This is a genomic window from Stenotrophomonas oahuensis, assembly GCF_031834595.1.
In the GTDB taxonomy this organism is placed as follows: Bacteria; Pseudomonadota; Gammaproteobacteria; order Xanthomonadales; family Xanthomonadaceae; genus Stenotrophomonas; species Stenotrophomonas oahuensis.
The window spans coordinates 4286437-4308924 of record NZ_CP115541.1; the positions used below are offsets into that span (position 1 = coordinate 4286437).

At 63.9% G+C, this 22488-nt stretch carries 25 protein-coding genes and 10 tRNA genes; 14 read left to right on the forward strand and 21 right to left on the reverse strand.

From position 1 onward, the window contains the following. Positions 1-213: 213 nt before the first annotated feature. The 6 genes from PDM29_RS19015 to PDM29_RS19040 form a co-directional block, all read right to left on the reverse strand. Positions 214-1116, reverse strand: coding sequence for a cation diffusion facilitator family transporter (locus PDM29_RS19015; RefSeq protein WP_311191596.1), 903 nt, complete (start codon positions 1114-1116; stop codon positions 214-216). Between the two features lie 27 nt (positions 1117-1143). After that, positions 1144-3432 (reverse strand): Orn/Lys/Arg family decarboxylase, encoded by a 2289-nt coding sequence (locus PDM29_RS19020; protein WP_311191597.1) that lies wholly within the window; start codon positions 3430-3432, stop codon positions 1144-1146. Positions 3433-3454: 22 nt separating this feature from the next. Then, on the reverse strand, positions 3455-4795 hold the full coding sequence (adiC, locus tag PDM29_RS19025) for an arginine/agmatine antiporter (protein WP_311191598.1): 1341 nt from the start codon (positions 4793-4795) through the stop codon (positions 3455-3457). Positions 4796-4813: 18 nt separating this feature from the next. Continuing rightward, on the reverse strand, positions 4814-6238 hold the full coding sequence (locus PDM29_RS19030; protein WP_311191599.1) for a DcaP family trimeric outer membrane transporter: 1425 nt from the start codon (positions 6236-6238) through the stop codon (positions 4814-4816). A gap of 270 nt (positions 6239-6508) precedes the next feature. Then, positions 6509-7318 carry a thiol:disulfide interchange protein DsbG gene (gene dsbG / locus PDM29_RS19035; protein ID WP_311191600.1) on the reverse strand — a complete coding sequence of 270 codons (810 nt, stop codon included), beginning with the start codon at positions 7316-7318 and terminating at the stop codon, positions 6509-6511. A 70-nt stretch (positions 7319-7388) separates the two neighbouring features. Next, the gene (locus PDM29_RS19040; protein ID WP_311191601.1) at positions 7389-8465 is read right to left on the reverse strand and encodes a GlxA family transcriptional regulator; all 1077 of its coding nucleotides are present in this window, start codon (positions 8463-8465) and stop codon (positions 7389-7391) included. Positions 8466-8695: 230 nt separating this feature from the next. Here PDM29_RS19040 and PDM29_RS19045 point away from each other — a divergent pair, with 230 nt between their 5' ends. From PDM29_RS19045 to PDM29_RS19095, 11 genes are all read left to right on the forward strand, one after another. Continuing rightward, on the forward strand, positions 8696-9094 hold the full coding sequence (locus tag PDM29_RS19045) for a heavy metal-responsive transcriptional regulator (RefSeq protein ID WP_311191602.1): 399 nt from the start codon (positions 8696-8698) through the stop codon (positions 9092-9094). Between the two features lie 92 nt (positions 9095-9186). Continuing rightward, positions 9187-11289 carry a copper-transporting P-type ATPase gene (locus tag PDM29_RS19050; protein ID WP_343237514.1) on the forward strand — a complete coding sequence of 701 codons (2103 nt, stop codon included), beginning with the start codon at positions 9187-9189 and terminating at the stop codon, positions 11287-11289. Between the two features lie 89 nt (positions 11290-11378). After that, a tRNA-Ala gene (locus PDM29_RS19055) sits at positions 11379-11454 on the forward strand. A 53-nt stretch (positions 11455-11507) separates the two neighbouring features. Next, positions 11508-11583: transfer RNA gene (locus tag PDM29_RS19060), tRNA-Glu, on the forward strand. Between the two features lie 143 nt (positions 11584-11726). Then, positions 11727-11802 (forward strand) — tRNA-Ala (locus PDM29_RS19065). Between the two features lie 52 nt (positions 11803-11854). Beyond that, positions 11855-11930: transfer RNA gene (locus PDM29_RS19070), tRNA-Glu, on the forward strand. A 39-nt stretch (positions 11931-11969) separates the two neighbouring features. Beyond that, positions 11970-12045: transfer RNA gene (locus PDM29_RS19075), tRNA-Ala, on the forward strand. 50 nt (positions 12046-12095) lie between these two features. Further along, positions 12096-12171 (forward strand) — tRNA-Glu (locus PDM29_RS19080). A gap of 97 nt (positions 12172-12268) precedes the next feature. Further along, positions 12269-12344, forward strand: a tRNA-Ala gene (locus tag PDM29_RS19085). A 49-nt stretch (positions 12345-12393) separates the two neighbouring features. Then, a tRNA-Glu gene (locus tag PDM29_RS19090) sits at positions 12394-12469 on the forward strand. A 51-nt stretch (positions 12470-12520) separates the two neighbouring features. Continuing rightward, the gene (locus PDM29_RS19095; RefSeq protein ID WP_311191604.1) at positions 12521-13477 is read left to right on the forward strand and encodes an SOS response-associated peptidase family protein; all 957 of its coding nucleotides are present in this window, start codon (positions 12521-12523) and stop codon (positions 13475-13477) included. Between the two features lie 2 nt (positions 13478-13479). Here PDM29_RS19095 and PDM29_RS19100 read toward each other — a convergent pair whose 3' ends face one another. Further along, positions 13480-13860, reverse strand: a complete 381-nt coding sequence (locus PDM29_RS19100) for a response regulator (protein WP_311191605.1) — start codon at positions 13858-13860, stop codon at positions 13480-13482. Positions 13861-13994: 134 nt separating this feature from the next. Here PDM29_RS19100 and PDM29_RS19105 point away from each other — a divergent pair. Next, positions 13995-14077: transfer RNA gene (locus PDM29_RS19105), tRNA-Leu, on the forward strand. A 77-nt stretch (positions 14078-14154) separates the two neighbouring features. Here the strand turns inward: PDM29_RS19105 and PDM29_RS19110 are convergent. From PDM29_RS19110 to PDM29_RS19155, 10 genes are all read right to left on the reverse strand, one after another. Further along, positions 14155-15255: a tyrosine-type recombinase/integrase gene (locus tag PDM29_RS19110; protein ID WP_311191606.1), complete on the reverse strand. Its 1101-nt coding sequence runs from the start codon at positions 15253-15255 to the stop codon at positions 14155-14157. Position 15256: 1 nt separating this feature from the next. After that, positions 15257-15562, reverse strand: a complete 306-nt coding sequence (locus tag PDM29_RS19115; RefSeq protein WP_311191607.1) for a hypothetical protein — start codon at positions 15560-15562, stop codon at positions 15257-15259. Positions 15563-15970: 408 nt separating this feature from the next. Then, on the reverse strand, positions 15971-16114 hold the full coding sequence (locus PDM29_RS19120) for a hypothetical protein (RefSeq protein ID WP_311191608.1): 144 nt from the start codon (positions 16112-16114) through the stop codon (positions 15971-15973). Beyond that, positions 16111-16530, reverse strand: a complete 420-nt coding sequence (locus PDM29_RS19125) for a hypothetical protein (RefSeq protein WP_311191609.1) — start codon at positions 16528-16530, stop codon at positions 16111-16113. Before PDM29_RS19125 ends, PDM29_RS19120 begins: the two co-directional genes overlap by 4 nt. Positions 16531-16682: 152 nt before the next feature. Beyond that, positions 16683-16826, reverse strand: a complete 144-nt coding sequence (locus PDM29_RS19130; RefSeq protein ID WP_311191610.1) for a hypothetical protein — start codon at positions 16824-16826, stop codon at positions 16683-16685. A gap of 115 nt (positions 16827-16941) precedes the next feature. Beyond that, entirely contained in the window at positions 16942-17085 is a 144-nt protein-coding gene (locus PDM29_RS19135) for a hypothetical protein (RefSeq protein WP_311191611.1), read from the reverse strand. Further along, the gene (locus PDM29_RS19140) at positions 17082-17387 is read right to left on the reverse strand and encodes a hypothetical protein (RefSeq protein WP_311191612.1); all 306 of its coding nucleotides are present in this window, start codon (positions 17385-17387) and stop codon (positions 17082-17084) included. The genes PDM29_RS19135 and PDM29_RS19140 overlap by 4 nt, the downstream gene beginning before the upstream one ends. Before the next feature lie 204 nt (positions 17388-17591). Then, complete coding sequence (locus PDM29_RS19145) at positions 17592-17993, reverse strand: hypothetical protein (RefSeq protein ID WP_311191613.1); 402 nt, start codon at positions 17991-17993, stop codon at positions 17592-17594. Positions 17994-18092: 99 nt separating this feature from the next. Next, positions 18093-18326 carry a hypothetical protein gene (locus PDM29_RS19150; RefSeq protein WP_311191614.1) on the reverse strand — a complete coding sequence of 78 codons (234 nt, stop codon included), beginning with the start codon at positions 18324-18326 and terminating at the stop codon, positions 18093-18095. 2 nt (positions 18327-18328) lie between these two features. Then, positions 18329-18514, reverse strand: coding sequence for a hypothetical protein (locus PDM29_RS19155; protein WP_311191615.1), 186 nt, complete (start codon positions 18512-18514; stop codon positions 18329-18331). Positions 18515-19359: 845 nt separating this feature from the next. On the opposite strand from PDM29_RS19155, the gene PDM29_RS19160 reads away from it, so the two are divergent. Further along, positions 19360-19445: transfer RNA gene (locus PDM29_RS19160), tRNA-Leu, on the forward strand. 158 nt (positions 19446-19603) lie between these two features. On the opposite strand, the gene terL is transcribed toward PDM29_RS19160, so the two are convergent. Then, positions 19604-21265 (reverse strand): phage terminase large subunit, encoded by a 1662-nt coding sequence (gene terL, locus PDM29_RS19165; protein ID WP_311191616.1) that lies wholly within the window; start codon positions 21263-21265, stop codon positions 19604-19606. A gap of 205 nt (positions 21266-21470) precedes the next feature. Here terL and PDM29_RS19170 point away from each other — a divergent pair, with 205 nt between their 5' ends. Next, positions 21471-21797, forward strand: coding sequence for a hypothetical protein (locus tag PDM29_RS19170; protein WP_311191617.1), 327 nt, complete (start codon positions 21471-21473; stop codon positions 21795-21797). Here the strand turns inward: PDM29_RS19170 and PDM29_RS19175 are convergent. From PDM29_RS19175 to PDM29_RS19185, 3 genes are read right to left on the reverse strand one after another with little or no spacing between them, the layout of a single operon-like run. Then, positions 21791-22039: a hypothetical protein gene (locus PDM29_RS19175; protein ID WP_311191618.1), complete on the reverse strand. Its 249-nt coding sequence runs from the start codon at positions 22037-22039 to the stop codon at positions 21791-21793. The two genes, PDM29_RS19170 and PDM29_RS19175, sit on opposite strands and share 7 nt — an antisense overlap. Next, complete coding sequence (locus tag PDM29_RS19180) at positions 22023-22277, reverse strand: hypothetical protein (protein ID WP_311191619.1); 255 nt, start codon at positions 22275-22277, stop codon at positions 22023-22025. The genes PDM29_RS19175 and PDM29_RS19180 overlap by 17 nt, the downstream gene beginning before the upstream one ends. 52 nt (positions 22278-22329) lie before the next feature. Further along, positions 22330-22488 carry a hypothetical protein gene (locus PDM29_RS19185; protein ID WP_311191620.1) on the reverse strand — a complete coding sequence of 53 codons (159 nt, stop codon included), beginning with the start codon at positions 22486-22488 and terminating at the stop codon, positions 22330-22332.

The window sequence follows — 22488 nt, forward strand, 5'->3', positions numbered from 1 at the left end:
GAACCGATCAACGTTCGATATCGGCATGACCGTCGAACGGTGATGCGCGTTGCCGTTGTGGATACGGCCTTCGCCGCGCCGATCACCGTTATCGGCGGTCGACTGTCGTGCGACCCTACCAATCGTCTCCCCGTCCAATCGTTCCAATCGTTCCAATCGCGCCGATTGTTCCAATCATTCGGAACGTTTCGAACGCGCCCGCCATTACGCCCCTCACGTCCACGCGGGGTCTGCGGTGAAATCAATCGTCAGCCAGAAGTCGCTCCCCCGCGCATCCAGCCGCTCGGCAATCTCGTCCCGCAACGCATCCACATTGCCGATGCTGCCGATCACCGTATCCGGGCGGGTCAGGATATGAATCTCCACGAACCGCATCCGCCCCATCTTGGCCACGTGGCTGGTGAAGTCCAGATACCCATGCTCAGCCACGAACGCACTCATCACCGCCTGCACCCGCGCATCCAGCGTGTCAGGAGCCACCTGCAGCACCTCACGCATCGCCCGCCAAGCCCCACGCAAGGGCACCGGAAGCACCGCCAGACTGATCGCAGCCAGTACCAGCGGATCCAGATAGGGAATCCAATGCGCGTGCTCTCCATCGCGCAACAGCAACGCAATCGCAAACGCCAGCACCACGGCCAGACTCATCAGCCCGCTCAGCAGCCACGCACGCACATCCAGCCACAGCAGTCCGGACTGCAACCTCTGCGCATAAACCCGAACAATTGCGGCCATGGCCAGATTGCTCACGCACAACAGCGAGGCCCACGCCAGCGCAGGCCCGGCCTTGACCGTATGCCCGCCGGTGGTCAGCCCAATGATCGAGTTGGCCAGCGCATAGATGCAGGCCAGCGCCAGGATCGCCCCGCCCAGTGCCTCCACCATCGGTTCCAGATGCCAATAGCCATACTGGAAGCGCGGGCTTTCCTCCCGCGCCACCAGCCGCAGCACCGCCAGCGCCACCAAGGTGAGCGCCACGTCCACCAGACTGTAGACGCCGTCGAACAGAATCGCCTGCGACCCCACCAGCAGGCCGCCGACGAAGCCGGTGGCGCTGACCGCCACCGTGACCCCGATCGAGAACTTCAGAACCCGCTGCTCGCGTGCTGTATCCATCGCCCGCCAAAGGTCCTGTGCGTGCGCTCAGACCTTCAGCACCTCCACCTTGTAGCTCGGCGCGTCGCCGCTGCGGTCGATGATAAGCCCGTGCACGTCCGACTCGAAACCCGGGAACCGGGCGTTCTGCTCGCGGGCAATTCGCAGCGACTGGATGATGGGCTCATCGGAGGCCCCGAAGCGCTCCCCCGGCATGATGGTCGGAATGCCCGGCGGGTACGGCACCAGCATGGTGCCGGCGATGCGCCCGCTCAGCGCCTCGATATCGACCCGCTCGATCTCCCCGCGCACCAGATGGTCGTAAGCCTTGGCCGGGGTCATCACCGGCGTGGGCAGGTCCACGTACATCTCGCGCATCACCTTGGCGACCGCGAACTCGCGGTTGAAGTCATGCAGGGCCTGGCACAGGTCGCGCAGGCCCCAGCCGTCGTAGATGGCTCCATAGTCGGCGGCCAGGTCCGGCAGCGCCCGACTCAGCGGCGCGTTGTGGTCGTACAGCTCCTTGAACGCCATCAGCTCGGTCACCAGGGTGCTCCACTTGCCCTTGGTGATGCCCATCGAGAACAGGAACAGCACCGAGTACAGATTGGTCTTCTCCACGGTGATTCCGCGCGTCCACAGGAACTTGCTGAGCACCGCGGCGGGGATGCCATGCTCGGCCACCTCGCCACTGATCGACAACCCCGGGGTCAGAAGGGTGACCTTGATCGGGTCGATCAGCACGTAGTCTTCCACCAGCCCGTCGAAGCCGTGCCAGTACGCATCCGGCTGCAGATACCATTCCTCGCGCTTGGCCACCAGCGGGGCCGGCGCATCGCCCTTGGCCAGCGAACGCTCCAGCTTGTCCGGCTGCCAGACGCTGAACCACCAGTCATCGCGCCCCAGATCATCGCGCACATGCAGCATGGCACGGCGGAACGCGATGGCCTCATCGTGCATTTCCTGCACCAGTGATTCGCCGGCTGGCCCCTCCATCATCTTCGAGGCCACATCACAGGCAGCAATCACCCCGTAATGCGGGCTGGTGGTGGTGTGCATCATGAACGCCTCGTTGAAACGCTCGGCATCCAGCTCACGGGTGGCGGCATTGCGCACGTGGATCATCGACGCCTGCGAGAACGCGGCCAGCAGCTTGTGCGTGGAATGGGTGGTGAAGATGATCGCATCCTGCTCGCGCGCCTTGCCCTTGGCCATGCCGTAATGGTTCTCATAGAACGGATGGAAGGCCGCGTAGGCGTACCAAGCCTCGTCAAAGTGCAGGAAGTCCACCGCGCTACCGATCTCGTCGGCAATCTTCTCGGCGTTGTAGCACAGCCCGTCGTAGGTGGAATTGGTGACCACGGCGATGCGCGGCTTGGAACCCGCCTGGAACGCCTGGCTGGCCAGGGGATTGGCGGCAATCGCCTGCAGCAGCGCCTCGGGCGTGAACTGATCCAGGCTGATCGGCCCGATGATGCCGTGCGCATTACGGCTGGGGGTGAAGTAGACCGGAACGCCGCCGGTCATGATCAACGCATGCAACAGCGATTTGTGACAGTTACGGTCCACGAACACCACATCGCCGCGCCCCACCGTGCCGTGCCAGACAATCTTGTTGGCGGTGGAGGTGCCATTGGTCACGAAGAAGGTGTGGTCTGCACCAAAGTTGCGTGCGGCCTCGTTCTCGGCCTCCTTGATCGGCCCGCTATGGTCGAGCAGCGAGCCCAGCTCGGGAACCGATATGGAAAGATCGCTGCGCAGCGTGTTCTCGCCATAGAACTGATGGAACGCGCGCCCCACGGGTGATTTGGTGAAGGCCACGCCACCGGCATGCCCCGGCGTATGCCAGGAGTAGTTGGACTCGGCCGCGTGATGGATCAGCGCCTTGAAGAACGGCGGCAACAGCGTATGCATGTAGTCTTCGGCCGCACGCATCACCTGGCGGGCAATGAAGCTCTTGGTGTCCTCGAACAGGAAGATGTAGCCGTGCACGTACTTCAGCAGCTTGCTCGGCACCTTCTCGATGGTACGGCGCTCACCGTACAGGAACACCGGCAAGCCTCCTCGGCGCGCGCTCTGCTCACGCAGGAAACCGAGCAGGCGCTGGAACTCAGTGGGCTCATCCTCGGTGCCGTCGATGGAGATCAGCACCGCCGACGCAGCCACATAGGTGCGCGCCCCGGCTTGGGCGTCCGCCAGAGTCAGCCCGCAGAGCACGCGCTGCTCGTTCTTGCGCAGCTCCTCCACCAGCGCGCGGATCAGAATGCCACCAATGCGCGGCGACTCGTAGTCGGCATCGATGACGATGACCGGGTAATCCAATGATTTGAAGTACACAGCATTTCTCCTGGGGGCAGACTCACGAAGCCTTCGACGCATCCAGCGGCGGCAGCTGGCCGCGCTGGCGGCGGCGCTCCTCGCTGAAGAACGGGTAGAACACGGTGATGAACAGCACGAACAGGAACGCGTACTGCACGATGCTGCCGGACGAGCCGAATATCGCCCACAGGCAATACACGACGGTGATGCTGGTCAGGAACCAGAACGCGCCGATGTGCACCAGCGTGTGCGAACGTTCCACCACGAAGTAGCAGGCCACGCAGGAGTAGATGTACGGCAGCAGCGTCAACACCACGGCCGCCGAGGTGATGACATCGAACTGGGCCGAGGCGGTTTCCGAGGTCGACGTCACAAGCACGGCGACGGTCATCAGCACCGCCACGATCAGCACGCCCTTGACCGGCACGTCGTCTTTGTTGGTCTTGCTGAAGATGCTGGGAAACAGGCCGTCATCCGAGGCCGCCTTGGCACTCTGTGCGGTCAGCAGGATCCAGCCGCCGAGCGAACCCGCCGCACCGACGAAGGCGCACAGGCTGACCGCCGCCCCACCCCATCCGCCTACCGCGTTGGCGGCGGCCAGCGCGAACGGCGCATCGGAGGTCTGCAGCTCGCCATTGGGGACCATCCCCATGATTACTGAAGAACTGGCGATGTAGGCGATGGCGGCCAGGAACACGCCGGCCAGGGTCGCACGCGCGACATTCTTCTCCGGGTTCTCCACCACGCCGGCGGTCACCGAGGCCGATTCCACCCCGATGAATGCCCACAAGGTGAGCGCGGCGGCGCTGGAAATCGCGCCGAAGTTGGATTCGCCGGACACGTTGTACGCGCCCTTGAAAATGGCCGGATCGAAGAAGAACCAGCCGAAGATCGCGATCCCGAGTATGGGAATCAAGGCGAAGCTGGTGGTCACGGTCTGCACGCGGCTGACAAAGGCCGGCCCGATCACATTGGCGAAACTGAGCACCCACACCAGCGCCAGCACCGCGATGCAGCGCGGAATGGGTTGGGACAGAATCGGGAAGAAGTAGCTGAAATAGCCTACCGCCGCGATGGGAATGGCGACATTGCCGATCCAGTTGGCGAACCAGTAGATGGTGTTGGTCTGGAAGCCCATGTACGGCCCAAACCAGTCGCGCGCATACGCGTAAGGACCACCGGCCTTGGGGGCGAGCTTGCCCAGTTTGGCGAACACAAAGGCCAGCAGCAGCGCGCCGGCGGTGGTGATCAACCACCCCCAGATTGACGCGGTACCGATCTTGGCCAGGCTGGACGGCAGCAGAAACACCCCCGACCCCATCATGTTGCCGGCCACCAGGAAGGTGGCTCCGACCACTCCGATCTTCTTGCCCTGCGCCATGACGCTTCTCCTCGGCCGCTACTTGATGAAGTTGTATTGAAGGCTGCCCTGCAGCCGCATCGTGTCGGCGCGTTGGCCGTCCTGTTGTTCCAGCTGCCCGTACAGCAGCTCCATGCCCATGGTCCAGGACGGGGCCGGACTCCAGATCAGGTTCAGCACCCCGTAGCGGCTCTGTCGGAACGCATCGGCCGCCAGCGCGTCGTCACGTCCGAGCGTGAGCTGGCCCAGCACCAGGTTCGAACGCCACATCGGTGACCAGTAATGGGTGTAGCCGACGAAGCCACCGGCCAGAGACAGCATCCGCAGCCGACCATCCAGCGCGATGGCGGCGTCCAGGCCGGAGCCGGTGAGATCGGCGGTGTAGCGGCTCAGGCCCTTGCCACCGAGCACACCGAACAGCAGCAGGTCCTGCTCGCCGACACTGGCCGAGCCACTCAACTGCACGCCACCGCCGAGCTTGCGCTCATCACGGTCGATGCCGTCGTAGCCGATGCTGCGTGCCACCGCGCCCAGTTGCAGGTGGCCCCAGTCACGTTCCATGCGCGCGGTCAGGGTCACGTCGGGCAAGCGGCTTTCAGCGCGGGTGTCGTCAGTGGTGCCAGCAAGTTCGCTGTCCGGGTCCTCCGCGGCAATCGTCAACGTATTGCCCTTGCCCATGGCGAAGGTGTGGTGGATGCCGGCCACCAGCAGGTAGCCTGCGCCGCCCGGACCTGCGAAGTCCAGGGTGTCGGGCAGGCTGTCGGCATCCATGAAGCTCGAATAGCCGTAACCGGCGTACGTGTTGCCCAGTTGTCCGTAGGCATGACGCAGGCGGAACTCATAGCCGTCGCTGCTGCCGAAAAAGTCGTTCTCCAGATAGAAGCGCAGGTTGCCGCGCGTGGTCGGGCGGCGTGCCTCGAAACTGAAACGGGTCTGCTTGGCATGCAGATTGAGGTTGCGCATGTCGCGGTGGTCGCCGCCCACCGGAATGGTCGAGGTGATGAACTGGTCCTCGTCACCACTGGCGCGCGCATCGGCAATCGCATCCAGCTTGGCGTAGCCGCCAATGCGGATCATCGTGTCGGTGTTGGGAATGGCGAAGAAGCCTTTCAGCTCCGGGTCGGTCGGACCGGCGGCGCTGTCAGGGCGCGAGGCTGCGGTGGAGGGATCACCGACCGAATCACGCGGCGGCAGAATCGCCTGGCCAGTGCCGGGCACCTGGGCAGCGCGCGCCAAGGTACTGGCAGGAGCCGTGGCGACTACCGCGGGCGGCGGTGACGCGACGGCAGCCGCAGGCGTACCGGCCTCGGTCTGCTCCAGCGCCTGCAGGCGCTGCTCCATGCTTTCCAGCGTTCGACGCAGGGTCTGGATGTCCTGGCGCAACGCCTGCGCCGAATCCTGCGCCTGTGCCGGCATCGCCGCCGCACAAAGCGCGCACATCACCATCCACACAGACAGGCGCATCGCATCCTCCGTGAACTGCAGTCAACACTGCCGGTCCACGTGAACGCACAGGCGCTACGAGGTCAGACCGGCAACCCGGTACTGCAACGCAGGATTGTGATGCGCAACACACTGCGTGACCGCGCACGCAGTGAACTCGCCCTCAGGCACCCGCGTGGGATTCCCTCCTCATCCCGGGTGATCTGCCGTTCGCCGGCGGCAGACCAGCGCCTTGATTAACAAGACGCTGGTGAGTGCGTCGTGAAGTGATGATGAAACGTCGCGCGGCGATCAGCGCGGACCCATCACCTTTTCCATGTCCTCGCCCTGTGGCATGCCGCTCACGCGCTGCACGACGCCCTGCGCATCACGGAACAGAATGCCGGGGGTGCCCTGGAAGCCGAGTTCCAGCATCAGGCGCTGGTTGGCATCCAGCTTGTTGGCCAGGGCCGGGCTGATGCTGGCGGCCGGCTTGATGCCGCCCTTGCTGAAGCTGTGTTCGTTTTCCAGGAACACGGCACTGGGATTGGGTGCCCCGAGAATGGCCGCGGCCTTGGCCGGGCTGTCCTCTCGGATCACACCAACCATCACATGGCGCAGCTGCACCTTGCCGCTGTCCACCCACGGCCGCGCGGCCTGCCAGAAGTGATGGCAGTACGGGCAGTTGGCGTCGCTGAAGGTGTAGATCACCCGGGGCGCATCGGCACGGCCGTCGCGTACCCAGCTGCTGGCATCCAGCTTGCGCCAGATGGTGTCGGACATCGGCTTGGCCACCAGCCGGTCCAGCGCGGCCGCGCCCACGTCCTCGCCCTTGTCGTTGAACAAGGTGCCGAACAGCACATGCGAGCCATCGGCGGTGACGTAGGCCGTGGCCGGCTGCTGCTCGCTGACCACGCCGGCAAAGCCCCGCAGGCCGGCGGGTGCATCGAATTCACCCAGCACCTTGAAGCCCTGCTTCTCAATGCCCTGCAGCACCGCCGGGCGGGCCTTGGCAGCGGGTGCTGCCGCGCCGGAAGCAGCCTGTGCGTGGCCGGCAATGGGCAGCAGAGTCAGCGCGGCGACCAACATGGACGCCCGCACGGACGGTGGTTTCAACAACATGGCAACTCCTGGCAATGAACGCGTTCGCTCTGCGCACAGGGTAGTCGCAACCGCGAAGCCTGCCCACCACTCATGCAACCGATGCCACCGAGCGCATCGGTTCACTCTGCGTCTTGCCAGGGGCCGGACGCGCGCGCTCGCGCCGTGCCGAGAAGATCTGCCGGCGATAGCGCGCCGGGGTCACCCCCACAATGCGCAGGAACAGGCGACGGAACGCACTCTGGTCGGAATAGCCGACCGTCCACGACACTTCATCGACCGCACCGCCGGCCTGCAGCAGCAACTGCGCCTTGGCGATGCGCAACCGCTGGCAGTACGCAATGGGGCGCATGCCGGTGGCCTTGAGGAAACGACGCTGCAGCGTGCGCGGCTCCAGCCCGGAGGCCTCGCAGATGTCCGGCAGCGAGACGCCGCGCGCGGCGATGCTGTGCAGCCAGCGCTGGGCCTTGAGGATGCCGCGGTCACCGTGCGCGAAATTCGGGCTGAAGCGCTCCAGGTCTTCCTGCACGGCCTTGGGAATGGTGAGCTGCAGCTGCTGGATGGCCGCGCTCATCACGCTCTGGCCGTAGATGCGGGCCAGCAGGCGCAGGCTGAGGAACTTCCAGGCATCGTTGCCGGAGGAGGTCATGAGGTCGCCTTCGTCGACCAGCGCTCGCTCGCTCGGCAGCCAGCTGGGCACCATCTGCGCCAGCGGCGGGCAACGGGTGAGTGCCGGCAAGCTGACCGAGCGCCCGGTCAACAGCCCGGCCATCGCCAGCATCAACCCCCCTTCCTCGCAGCCCGCCAGCATGCTGCCCGCATCATGGCTGTCGCGTAGCCAGCTGAGCATGCGTTCATCCGGGCGCGCCAACGGCCAGGTCGGCTCGTTGCCCGGCACCACGATCACCGACGGCACCGCATCACCGAACAGTTCCGCACCGGCCACCCGCTGCATGCCGGTACCGCGTGTGGACATGGTCCAGCGGGTGACCAGCATGCGCGCGCCCGGGCGACGGCCCGCCGCGGCCGTCCGGTTGCAGCGCTGGGCCAGTTCCGACAGGACCGGGGCGGCCTGACGGAGGCTGCCGGGGTATTCCAGGACCCCGACTTCCATCAGGAGGGGCGAGGATTTCGAGGGGGACGAGGAAGAAGGGGGCGATGCATCCATGGGTCACGCTCCTGGAACGGCTGCACTGGCGGGCTGTTTTGGCGAGGGCAAACCCTGTGGAAACAAGGATTTGCGGCGATTGAACGGAGCGTACGGACCACCCTCTGCGCCAGCTATGAAACTTGTTGCAAATCTGGTCCGGACGCGACATCCCCGCCCCGGCCGCCAACCCTTGACTCTTGACCAGACTCCAGGGTGCAGACTGTCCGCACGCCTCCTCCAGGACCGCCATGAACATCGGACAACTTGCACGCCAAGCCGGCGTGCCCATCGACACCGTGCGTTACTACGAACGCCAGCACCTGCTGCCCACCGCACAGCGCAGCGCGGGTGGATACCGGGTCTTTTCCGACAGCGACCTCATCCGCCTGCGCTTCATCCGCCGTGCCAAGGCGCTGGGCTTCACCCTGGAGGAGATCGGCGAACTGCTGGCACTGAGCGACCAGCGCCACCACGACGTGGCCAAGGTCCGCGAAACGGCCGTACACCGGCTGGATGACATCGAGCAACGCATTGCCGAACTGCAGCGCATGCATGGCGCGTTGAAGCAGCTGGTGGATGCCTGCCCTGGGCACGGGGCCAATGAGGCCTGCCCGATCCTGGCGGCACTGACGGAGCCCCGCGCATGAGCGCCCATGGCAACTGCTGCAGTCACAAGGGCCACGCCGCCCCGACCGTGCTGAAGAACCCGCCCCCGCCGGGCACGCGGTACACCTGCCCGATGGACCCGCAGATCGTGCAGGACGGTCCCGGCACCTGCCCGATCTGTGGCATGGCGCTGGAGCCGATGATGCCCAGCCTGGAGGACACCGAGAATCCGGAGCTGACCGACTTCTGCCGCCGCTTCTGGTGGAGCCTGCCGCTGAGCGTGGCGGTGATGGCGCTGGCCATGCTGGCGATGACGCCTCTGCTGCACGGGCTGCCGCCCACGGTGCGGGTATGGATTGAATTCGCCCTGGCCACCCCGGTGGTGCTGTGGGCGGGCTGGCCGTTCCTTCAGCGTTGGGCGCAGTCGATCGCCAACCGCAACCCGAACATGTGGACCCTGATCGGCACCGGCGTGATCGCGGCCTATGGCTACAGCGTGGTGGCCACCATTGCGCCCGGCCTGTTCCCGCCCTCGTTCCAGCAGCACGGCCATGTGGGCGTGTACTTTGAAGCCGCCGCCGTCATCATTTCGCTCACCCTGCTGGGGCAGCTGATGGAACTGCGCGCCCGCGCGCAGACCTCGGCGGCGATCAAGGGGCTGCTGGGCCTGGCCCCGAAGACCGCGCGCGTGCTGCGCGACGATGGCCACGAAGAGGACGTGGAACTGGCGAACGTGCAGGCCGGCGATCGCGTGCGCGTGCGTCCTGGCGAAAAGGTGCCGGTGGACGGCACCGTGCTGGAAGGCGGTTCCAGCGTGGACGAATCGATGCTGACCGGCGAACCGGTACCGGTCAGCAAAACCGCCGGCGACACGGTGATCGGCGCAACCCTCAACGGCACCGGCAGTCTGGTGATCCGCGCCGAGCGCGTGGGCGACGACAGCATGCTGGCGCAGATCGTCCATCTGGTGGCGCAGGCGCAGCGCTCGCGCGCGCCGATGCAGCGCATGGCCGACAAGGCCGCCTACTGGTTCGTGCTCGCGGTGCTGGGTGTGGCGGTAGTGACCCTGCTCGGCTGGGGCCTGTTCGGGCCCGAGCCATCGTGGACGCATGCGGTGCTGAGCGCGGTGGCGGTGCTGATCATCGCCTGCCCCTGCGCGCTGGGCCTGGCCACGCCGATGACAATCATGGTCGCCACCGGGCGCGCCGCCCAGCACGGCGTGCTGTTCCGCGACGCCGAAGCGATCGAAGCGTTACGCAAGGTCGACACCCTGGTGGTGGACAAGACCGGTACCCTCACCGAGGGGCGCCCGGCGTTCCGCACGGTGCAGGCAAATGCCGCATTCAACGACACCGACGTGCTGCGCTGGGCCGCCAGCCTCGACCAGGGCAGCGAGCATCCACTGGCCGCCGCCATCGTGGCCGAAGCCCGCAGTCGCGGCATCGCACTCGCCACGCCGGGCGACTTCGATTCGCTGACCGGCATGGGCGTGCAGGGCAGCGTCGACGGCCGACGACTGCTGCTCGGCAATGTGTCACTGATGCACGAACACGGCATTGCGCTCACCGAGTTGGACGCCGATGCACAGCAGCTGCGGTCCAGCGGTGCCAGCGTGATGTTCCTGGCCGTGGACGGCGCACTGGCCGGATTGCTGGCAGTAGCCGACCCGATCAAGGCGTCCACCGCCGAGGCGATCAAGCAGCTGCACGACGCCGGCCTGCGTATCGTGATGGCCACGGGTGATGGCACGGCAACCGCACAGTCCGTTGCCGCCGCCCTGGGTCTGGACGAGGTGCACGGTGAAATGCGCCCCGCCGACAAGGCGGCGTTGATCCGCACGCTGCAGGCACAGGGACGCACCGTGGCGATGGCAGGCGACGGCATCAACGACGCGCCGGCACTGGCCAGCGCGGATGTGGGCATTGCCATGGGCAACGGCACCGACGTGGCCATGTCCAGCGCACAGGTGACCCTGGTGAAGGGCGATCTGCGCGGCATCGTGCGGGCACGCCAGCTCTCCCAGGCCAGCGTGCGCAACATGCGCCAGAACCTTGGCTTTGCTTTCCTGTACAACGGACTGGGCATTCCGGTGGCCGCCGGGGTGTTGTATCCGCTGGGCATTTCGCTGTCGCCAATGCTGGCTGCCGTGGCGATGAGCCTGAGTTCGGTGTCGGTGATCAGCAACGCCCTGCGGCTGCGCTTCCAGCGCCTGCCTGGCGCGCAGACAGGGTCGTGACGGAAGTTCATGCGGAACATGAAGCAATGCGTGCAAATTTCGCTTGCCAAGCGAAAACGCCATCGCTATAGTTTCGCTCCTCACGACGTGGGGCCATAGCTCAGCTGGGAGAGCGCCTGCATGGCATGCAGGAGGTCAGCGGTTCGATCCCGCTTGGCTCCACCACTTCAATCATTAGGCCGATTGAAGGGTTGTGATCAAAATTTAAAGTTTCGTGCGTCCCCATCGTCTAGAGGCCTAGGACATCACCCTTTCACGGTGGCGACCGGGGTTCGAATCCCCGTGGGGACGCCAATAACACAACGAACCTCGGCCTGGCCGGGGTTTTTTGTTGCCGGTCCTGCAGCGACATCGCGCGTGAAATTTTTCACTGCGATGTCACACAAAAGACTTGGCGAAAGCGGCATTCACGCGTAGAATTCCGCCTCCAGCATCGTGGGGCCATAGCTCAGCTGGGAGAGCGCCTGCATGGCATGCAGGAGGTCAGCGGTTCGATCCCGCTTGGCTCCACCACTTCGAACCTTAGGCCGTTCGGGGTTGCTGAAAAAATTGATGAGTTACATGCGTCCCCATCGTCTAGAGGCCTAGGACATCACCCTTTCACGGTGGCGACCGGGGTTCGAATCCCCGTGGGGACGCCACTCATCATTGCTGCAAACCTGGCCCGCCAGGTGTTTCGTGGGGCCATAGCTCAGCTGGGAGAGCGCCTGCATGGCATGCAGGAGGTCAGCGGTTCGATCCCGCTTGGCTCCACCACTTCTTCAGACATAGGCCGTCTGCAGGAAGCAAAATTCAAAGTTTCGTGCGTCCCCATCGTCTAGAGGCCTAGGACACCACCCTTTCACGGTGGCGACCGGGGTTCGAATCCCCGTGGGGACGCCAATAACGCAACAGACCCCGGCACTGCCGGGGTTTTTTGTAGGAAATGTTTGCATTTCCTGAAAATGCCGATATGATAGGCGGCTCGCAGCATCACTGTGGGGCCATAGCTCAGCTGGGAGAGCGCCTGCATGGCATGCAGGAGGTCAGCGGTTCGATCCCGCTTGGCTCCACCACTTCAATCATTAGGCCGATTGAAGTGCAAAAAAATTAAAAGTTTCGTGCGTCCCCATCGTCTAGAGGCCTAGGACATCACCCTTTCACGGTGGCGACCGGGGTTCGAATCCCCGTGGGGACGCCAATAACACAACGAACCCCGGCCCTGCCGGGGTTTTTTGTTAGCCTGATCCGCATGTGCTATTCCGCCCAGATCCGCGCCGATTACACCAAGCTGGTCCGCGAATACGGGGCGGTGATGTCGCTGGATGAATTCGCCCAGCTCTACGCCCACGACGCCGGCAAGCAACGCCCGAAAACGCCGAAGGCGATGGATGACGGGTTCGCCGGCGCACGCACGCCTGCCGGCCAGGACATCGTGGCAAAGATCCAGCAGTGGCATGCCGAAGAGATGCAGACCCTGGATGACGAGCTGAGGACCCAAGGGGCACGCCTGAAGGCGGCTGAAGATGCCCTCGCCCACCGGCCCACCCAGAAGGCCCGCAACGAAGTCCGCATTGCCGGCAACCGGATCGAGCGCGCCCGCGCGCGGCTTGAGGATCTACACCGCACCAGCCTGCTGCCGCGCGACAGCCGCATCTTCCCGGGCGTGTACGCGCCGGTGATCGTGTCCGAGCAGGGGCAGCGGGTGATCAAACCAATGCGCTACCAGTGCCGCCTGGCCGGCAAGCCGGCGCGCAACGATGCCCTGTACCCCGGCACCTACAATGCCCGACGCGACAGTCTGGAGGCCTATTGGAAGAACGCATTCGGCCACACCCACGGCGTGGTGGTGGTGCAGTCGTTCTACGAGCACGTGCCCAGGCACGCCATGGAGCACAGGTCGCTGCATGCCGGCGAGAAGGCCGAGAATGTCGTGCTGGAGTTCAGATCTGAGCCGCCGCGCGATCTGCTGATCGCGTGCCTGTGGTCGGAATGGGAGGGCCCCGACGGCCGCCTTCTGTCGTTTGCCGCCATCAGCGACGAACCGCCCGTGGAAGTGGCGGCCGCCGGGCATGACCGCTGCATCGTGCCGATCCGGCCGGAGAACCTGGACGCGTGGTTGAACCCGGATCCGAGTGACCTGGCTGGTCTGTACCGGATTCTGGATGACCGGGAACCCGTGCATCTGGAGTACGCCGAGTCGGCGTGACCTCACGCGTTCGCCGACTGCCCCTGTAACGCCCGCACCAGCGCCGCATTCAGCTCAACGGTCAGATACGGCTTGGTCAACACCACCCCACCCCGGAACGCATCCGGCAACTGCTCCCGGGCCATGCCCGTGGCCAGCACAAAAGGAATGCCCCGCGCGGCCAAGTCGGCCGCCACCGGCTCACTGGTCTGATTGCGGGCAAGCTTGTAATCCAGCAGAGCGACCTGCGGGACCGTCTCTTCCACGAGGCGCAACGCCTCGTCCACACTCCCGGCCAGGCCAACAACGACAGCGCCCCCCTGAACCAGCTGCATCTGCAGCAGGGTCGCGCTCATCTCGTCGTTTTCCACCACCAGTACCCGCAGATCCTGCAGCGCGCTCATCGCTGGCTCCCTGTATGGTTCAGCGCCATGAGTATAGCGTCGAGCCCGGATGAAGGCGTTCCACATCCCTGAAGCATTCAGACCTGCCCAAAACGGCGCGAGTTGTATACACTACGCGGCCAGCCAGCCGAAGTGGCGGAATCGGTAGACGCAGCGGACTCAAAATCCGCCGCCCTTAAAAGCGTGTGGGTTCGAGTCGGTGGTATTACCCACACCAACTCATTGAATCAGAAAGACTTTCCGCCAAAAAGTGTGCCAAACACAGGCGGATACAACTCCACGAGTGGAACTATTTCAGGACACGGAAGAGAGCGTGACACGCCTCGCACCGTTCCGCTCTTCCAGCGCTCCGGCCAGATCGAGCAAATCCCCGTCCATGACGTTGGCGTAGCGCTCCGTCATCGTGACCGACGAGTGCCCCAGCATCCGGCTCACCTTGTAGATCGGGACACCCGACAGGACCAATCGAGACGCGCAGGTGTGCCGCAGGGTATGCAGGGTGGCGTCCTCAATCTCCAGCTTGCCGCAGACATAGTTCCATCGCCGCAGGACAGCCTGGGCGGTCAGCGGGTGGCTTGGGTGGGTCAGCAGGGTCTCCACGGATGCCGCCGCGCGGGTCGTCAGCGGGACCAGCCTGCCCTCCCCTGATTTCGTCTTTCCGTGTCGGAGCCGCAGAGCGACGGCCTTCCCGTCCCGGCGCATGACGTTGACCTCAGTCACCTCCCCCAGCGCCTCGCTAATGCGCATGCCGGAGTCCAGCAGCAGGCCCACCATGGCGATCATGTAGGACTGCTCGCGGCCCCAATGCTGGAGCGGGTGCGCCCGGAGCCAGTCGAAGATGCGGCGTTCCTCGTCGTCGGTCAGGTAGCGTTCCTTGACGTTGTTCTCGGCCCAATGCGGGAACTTGGGGAGCGTCAGGTCGGGGATCGACTCTTCCTTGGCGTAGGTCATGGCCCGGCTGATGGCGGACATGTAGCGGTTCTTGGTGGCCGCAGAGACGAGGGTCGAGGAATCCTTGCGATTCTCGTTCGTCAGGCCGTCGGCCCAATCGCGGAGCCGCTGGCGGGTGATCTGCGGGATGGTCCAGTGCCCAATCTCGCGGATGATCCTGGTGATGCGGGTTTTGATCGACTTCGCGCTGCGCTTGTGCCGCCATTCGGCGTGGTAGACCTCGCGCAGCAGGCTCGCCAGCGTGGTCATTTCCAGCCCGGAGCCGCGCCGTTCCGACAGAGGGACGGATTCGACCAGTACCTCCTGCATCATGGCGAGGGCCTTCAGCTTGGCCTCTTCCTTGTTGGTGCAGCCTGTTGAGAGCCGCTTTCGGGAACCGTCAGGCCCCTCAAAGTGCGCCTGCCATACACCGCCTGCGCGGCGCTGCTTCAGTTCCAATGCCATTTCACACTCCTGTTAGCTTGGCGATGGCCGCACGGCCTGCCTTGGTGAGGCGGCTCAGGCGCAAGCGCCCATCCGCCGGGTCGAGGAAGGTTTCAATGAGGCCCAGACCTATCGGCCCGAGCCACTTCAGGTAGCGGCTGATGGCCGCAGGGGAGCCGTCGGTCTTCGTTGCGAGGGCTGTTTGATCGGTGCCGGCCTCTCCCGATTGAGCAATGACCAGCAGCGCCAGTGCTTGTCGCAAGGTCGCATCGGGGCCAAGTAGGTCGATCAACGCACGTACGAGAAGAGCGGACTGCTGGACAGACATAGGGGTTCCTTTCAGGGGTGGTTATCGTCGCGTGAGCGACAGGATGATTCGCCGCCGGAACAGTACCACGGCGACGGTGATATATGCAGAGGTGGAAGCAACGGACATGAATGGGGCGACCTCGCCCACAAGAAGCGACTCAACAGCAAACATCAGGGACAATTCCAAGGGGGAGTAATTGGCAGCGCCCGCACGCATCCGGCGCACTCGCTGCATTCAATGAGGCGTGTCCCTTCGCCTGTTCGACTATTTGGTGAGCTGCTATCCAGCGGCTTGCATGTAATAGGTTACGGCCGCGTGAAGCGAAACATTAGTGTCCGTATGTCGAATTTACAACACACGTCCATTCAGCCATCAGGCCGCACCCGGCGCACTATAAGTGGCCCTGTACTGCCAGCGTGTAGGCCCTCATGCAACCACCTGCATCTGCGACCGGCGGCAGGCCGCAATCGCCGCGCTGTAGGTCGATGCCTGGACAACACGCGTCGTGCCATCGGTCAGGCGGAATGTGTATTCATTGCCCGGCTTGCGGGTGTAGGAACGGACGGTCATCCCATGCGCTCCACGAGGCGGGCGACATGCTCGCCCATGACCTTTGCGGTAGGCGGCGCGTCCTGTTTCAGCGCCTCGGCAACCCACAAGTGGCCCAGCGGTTCGCAGACCTCGTATGCCCAGCACCCGCCCACGCCGTCCTCACCCACTGCGGCCCACGCGGCTTGCACCAGCGGCGCACAGGTGGACACCATGTCCTCAATCAACCCGCACTCCCCGCCGCCCTCCGAAAGTACCCCGTAGGTGGACGCATCCAGCTTCGCCAGCGCCTCGGCGCAGCCCTTCCCGAGATAGGCCACGTCGGTGAGGTCCGGGGCGTTTTCAAGCTCCCTCACGGCGTCCTGCAGGACAGCGGCGATGTTGCCCCCGATCACGTCGGCGGCGTTCTTCATGCGTGCAATGAGTTCAGTGTTCATGGGTGTGTCTCCGATAGACAGACGCGCAGCGCCGGGCCGCCAGAGGGGCACCGGGCGGGCGCTTAGGGATTGGTAGAGGGTGGCGGCTCAGGGGCCGCGAGCGGGCCGCGTAGGGCCTCGCTCAGAGGGGTGGCGGCGGTGGCCGCTGGGTATTACAGGAAGAGCTTTGCGAACGCAGTGGCGGCACCAAAGAAGGCCGCGCCCACCATGAAGGGATACCAGCGCGATTCGGCGTTGATCTTCGTCGTTTCGGCCATCAGCTTGGCAATCTCGGCCTCTACCTTTTGAGCGTCCATGTGCTTCGTTCGGGGTGTCATCGGGTTTCCTTAGTGTAGCGCTGTCCGCGCTGGGGTTGTGAAGTGGGCTGGCGGTGTCCCTTTCGATGCCTGGGCAAAAAGGGACACGACGAACTCACTTGAGGGGTTCCACCCGGGTGACGATTGCCCCCGGCTCAGACCAGCGGATGGCCCGGCGGGCGTCCTCTTCGGTGCTTGCGGCCACGTGGCAGGTGTTGGGCTTGCCGGCCCGGGTGGTGTAGGTGACGGCGTAGGTCATGCGCGGCTGCTCCGGAGTGCTTTAGCCACCTTGTGGCCGTTGATGGGTCGGGTCTCGAAATACACCAGCGCATCGCGCACCGTGCGGAAACTGTTCGTGCTGCCGAGATACGGCGAGGTGAACCCGTCACCCTCGCGGTACATGTCAATCTTCGGATTCGTGTCCCGGTACTCCGGCACGGCCTCAAAGATGCATACCCCGTCGCTTGCGCGGTTGCTGCTGCCGTACCAATCACCGGTCCGGCTTGCAGGGGCTTTAAAGGTGTCGCCACTGATGCGGCTGCGAAGAGTCGTGGTGCGCATCAGGTGTTCTCCAGAATCCAGCGGTGTGCGTCGAAGGTGTCGGCGTTGTCAGGCATTGGTGTTGGCCTCTTTGCAGGTGTCACAGGCATTGCAGCTAAAGCAATAGCGACAGTCGCAGTCGTATCCACCGCAGTCGCAGCAGGTGAACCGTTGGTCACACGTCAAGGTGTGGTAGGGAATGCTCAGGAGTTCGCAGGCCACGGCTCAATCCTCGATCACGGTCCACATGGTCAGATTCAGAGCGCGAGCGACTGCGTTCAACGCCTCACGTACCGCCGTCATGCCGTGCCCGTCGATAGGGTCACGCAAGGTCACACCAGCGTTCTGCAAGGCGTACGCGATGGCCGCGCTTCGCTTGCAGTAGCCCCAGCCGGAAGCAGTGCCCGACCCGCTGCGGTAGTTGTCCGGCGCATGAATCCAGACCGTCGCGTAGACCGCCATTGCCGACTTGCTGCGGCCCATGTAGCAGCGCACCGTCACCACGTTGCGGAGCTGGCCGTCTACCAGCCCGACAAGGTGCAGCACGTCGGTAAGCTCTTTCTTGTCGCCGTAGTTCGTGCCGGCCTCGATTGCCTTTGCGCTAAAGGTTGCTTCGTTCTTATTCATGGCATTAGTTCCGTTAGTGGAAGGATTAGACGTTAAAGAAGCGAGCCACGGCGCGACCCAAGGTCCACCCGGTGACACCGCAAGCAAGTAAGACAGCGATCATTGGGCCGGCCCGTAAGCGCACATCAGGCCGAAGGTCAGGCACACCGCAGCGGACTCGTTCACGCAGTCGGCGATCCAGTCATGCCCGGTGGTGCCCGCCTTTTGCAGATACATACCCCACACCTGCGCCTCTTCCTTCGCACAAGTAATCATGTTCCCGGTGCCGTCATCCTTACGCGGTCCGTACTGGATAGAGGTGCCGTTGGCGAGCGTCTTAAAGGTGTCCGTCATGTTCAGTTCTCGATAGCGGTGGAAGTGAATTCGCTGGGCCGCGAATGGCGCGAGATTGAGTAGCCCTCGCTGGCCGGGAAGGCCCGCCGCAGTTCATCCTCAAGCCCTGCCGTAATGTCGAAGGTCTGACGCTCAGCCGTGGCGAACAGGTGACGCCCGTTCTTGGCGATGTTGTATGAGACGTACATTTGTTGCTCTCCGTGGTGATCGTTGATGCGCCCTCATGTGTTCCGAAGGCGCATCCCCAATCCGTTCGGATGGGTAGCTCTATGTTGGGAAGGAGCGTGGGGCTGTGCCCCGTCCGGTTGGCCTCAGCGCCGCCCGGTGGAAACACTATCCTCCGATCCTTCCACTTGTGCAAGCACTTTCGTTGGTGAAAGTTAACGATGGTTCAGGAAGCGATTCCCGATCAGGTAGCTGTTACCGGTCTGTAATAGCACGCGCGCGTAGAGGCATCAGGAGCGCATCAGGCGGGCATCAGGTGGACTCAGGCACCACCGTAGCGGGCACCTTATGTACGGGCCAAGGCGGGGCGCACAGCGCGCCTCATGGACACTTCATGTGTGCAGGGTGACAGGCTGGCATCAGGTGTGCCGTGAGTGGGCATCAGGTGTGCATCGGGTGTGGCCTTGGGTGATGCCCTGCCCTGTCGAAAAAAAAACAGATAGGCGAGAGAGGACGCGCCAAACGGCGAGGCTTGCCCATGCCCACATCAGGGCCACATCAGGCCACCTCATGCCACTCAGGGCGCACCACACGTACCCCGAAGGATGCTGCATCCACTGCTAGCACCTGTCGAATCAAGGGGTTAGCGCAATGTGTGCCATCAGGTGTGCCGCAGGTAGGCGCATCAGGTGGGCATCAGGCGGCGTAGGGTGCCACCCCGTGCCCCACGAAACGCCTGCGCATGCCAGGGCCATGGGGGTAACTGACCGCCGATGACCTATCGAGACCCCTTCGGATTTTTTCAACCAAATCCGCAGGCCCACCCCATGCACACCCAGGTCCACTTCGGGTACACTTGCCGTCCGCTGCCGGTGTGGCGGAATGGTATACGCATCTGACTCAAAATCAGACGGGGGTGACCCCATGGAGGTTCGAGTCCTCTCACCGGCACCAGCTCCATCAGGAGTACCTGAAGTGATCCCCAGGTACTCCTCATGTGTTCTCCTTAAGAGACACCCTCATAATACTCTTGACAGTAAATACTTAAGGAGATACTTAAGTATTCTTAAGGGGCGCGCGCATGCGCGTGGTACAGAAATGGATCTTCCCTGTCAACGACGAAGCCGATGCGTGGTCGCATTGGATCGGGTCTGAGTCCCAGCCCCTCGTCGGTTGAACCATTCTCCCCACCTACGCTCGTCTTCAGCCCGCCGAATCTCGGCCTCGGCCTTCTCAGCGTCTACCTTAAGTGCCTCTCGGAACCACCGAACCCCGTGTGCCAGGGCGTCGATACGGTCGTCGTGTCGCAGGCACCCACGGTCCTTGGTGATGCGCGTGAGCTGGTACAGCAGGCTGTACTTCTGCTCCCTCTCGTCGCCCTTGCAGGCATCCATGTCTGCCTTTGCGGCCCTTGCGTCCACGATCAGGCGATGCTGGTTCAGCAGAGGCTCCAGGTCATCAATGATCCGGCGCTCCTTCTGGCCGCTCGCACGGACCTCTTCAAGAGTGCATGGGTAGTTCGCAGCCAGGACAGGCTCCAGCAGAGCCGAGAACATGCCGTCGCCGAAGTTGGATTCGACAAGGATATGGTTCACCCGGTGGCGTCGGGCCACCTCGGCCAGACCCTCCAGGCACTGCCGGTCGTAACCGGAGCGGAACCCGCCCCAGGACTTCAGGAACACCTGCCCTTCAAGCATGTAGAGGACCACCCAGGCGGTCTCGTCTCCACCTCGGCCGGACGGGTCCACGATCAGGAGGCGACCTTGGTACTCCCGACGCGTCTCTGAGGTGTGCAGCGGGCGGTACATGCGGTCACCCGCGAAGCCCAGGTTGGGCATTTCCTCGCCGTAGGCAAGGCGCGGATCAGAGGCCCAGGCGAACTTCACCGGAGCGTCGTCGTCGTCCACGTCGGTGACGATCAGGTCGGCAGTCTTCAGCGGGTAGCGGTCAGCGTCCGCCAGGGACGTGTCGAGCATGAACTGAAGGGCGAAGCCGGAGCGACCGTAGGACGCCTCACGCTCAGCCAGGTCTAGATCGGTGAACCGGGTGGGTTCGACGGTGCGCCCAACGCGGCTCGGGTCGGCCTGCAGGTCGGCCAGAATGTCCGGCGCAAGGGCACCTTCAAACTTCCCGGGGTCTTCCGGGTAGCGAACGGGCCAGATGCGACAGTCATATCCGCGCTCGCGGACCTTCTTGTAGATCGACTGCTCGGTCTGAGGCGTCCCCAGGTAGATGATATCGAAGCCCTCGGGCACCACCAGGGCGTCGTACTCCTTAATCAGCTCGGCCAGCTTCTCGCGCATGGTCTCGGTAACCGAGTTCTTCGGCACCTCCACGTCGTCGGAGATAAGGATGGTGGCGCGGCCACCGGTGAGCTGGCCCGTGATGCCCACGCAGGAGACCGAAGGCGTCACTGCGGCGTCCGACGGGCCAACGTCGAATGCCTGGATGCTGTCACGCTGCCCTGCCCTCGCCTGGAGGAACTGGAGCTGCGGGACTTCTTGGATCAGGCGCTTGATGAAGACGGCGTTCTCAAGGGCCTTGCCCTCGTTCGCCGAGACGATCTTGATGCGCTCGTTGGGATTCCTGTAGAGACGCCACAGGGCGTAGGCACAGGTGATCCACGTCTTCGCAGCGCCTCGCCACGCCTGGATCATGCGGCGCTTGGGGCCGGTCGCGACGTACTGCGCAATTGCGTACTGGCGCTTGGTCGGCTCAGGCAGCTTCAGGTGCCGCCACAGGACGAACAGGAACACCCTGAAGTCGTCGTGCATGCGCCGTTCGGACTCGCAGGTTACCCACTCGGGATAGGAAATAGTTTCTGACACGGAAGTAATGCCCAGCAAGGCCCCTCCCGCGCTCGTGGCGGGCCTCTCAGGGGCGTGGTGATATGGACGTAGCGGGTACGTGTGTAGAGGCGCTGTACGCGCGCTCAGGAGCTTGAGAGAATGGGCACCCAATGAACCTTGAGGTCACCCAATGTCGTCCTTCGTAGTAGTCCCGCTGGCTATCGCAGCGGTATTCGCCCGCTTCATTTACGTGGCGAAGAAGGACCAAAGGTTGCTGAAGGTGTTCGCAGGTGCTGTCAAGGGGTGTGGGGACGACGCCCTGCATTTCGCCCTGGAGCGGGCGACTCGGTTCCCTAAGTCTCCGCTGGAGACCTCAGAGTGGAAAGTGCTTCAGGAGGCCGTGACGCCGCTGTACGTCGAGCGCACCATGGCGCAGTACGGAGACCCGCTGGCGACGTATGACGCGTTATGCAGGCTCCGTGCGCGGATGCACAAGGTGCAGCTCAAGGTTCAGTGAGGGACGCCTGAAACCATGTCCTCGGGGCCGAAGTCCGGCAGGTGCGGCGCGAGTTCGTCTGCCACCTTGCGGGCGCGAACAGGCGAGTTGATATCGTTGTCCTTCAGCAGCTTGATGGCCTGGGCCAGCAGCGCCGGAGGCACCGGCTCACCGCGATCACGGTAGCCCTCAATCTCTTCTTGAACGATCTGAAACGTCAGGGCGTGCAGCGCGTCGGCTGCTTCTTCACTGGCGCGAGCCATGCTTCACCTCGTCGTTGAATCGGGTCTCCAGTACGGCCATGTGCTTGTTGGCCTCGGAAAGCTGGTCCGATAGGTTGTCGATCTTGTGCAGCGTCTCTTCGTGACGTGCGAGCTGTGCGTCCTGCAATGCGTCCTTGGTCTTTCCTTCGACCAGGGTAGATACGGCCCACAGGGAACCGGCGGTGGCGAAGCCGAAGATCAGCTTCGTCAGCAATGCGTTTGCAGTAAGTTGGGTCATCAGGGTTTCTCAGGAGGGCGAGAGGGAACCGAAGTTCCCCCTCAAGTGCCCCTTAGCGGACCTCGGTCTGCTTCGGAACGTCGCGCGGGTCGCCAGCCGAGCCAGGGGCTGCGGTGGAAGCCGAGGCGGTCTTGCGCTTCGACAGGTGACGCACGAGGAAGACGACAGCAGCGACGGTGACGAGGCCAGCGATTACGGAGAAGGTGGTCAT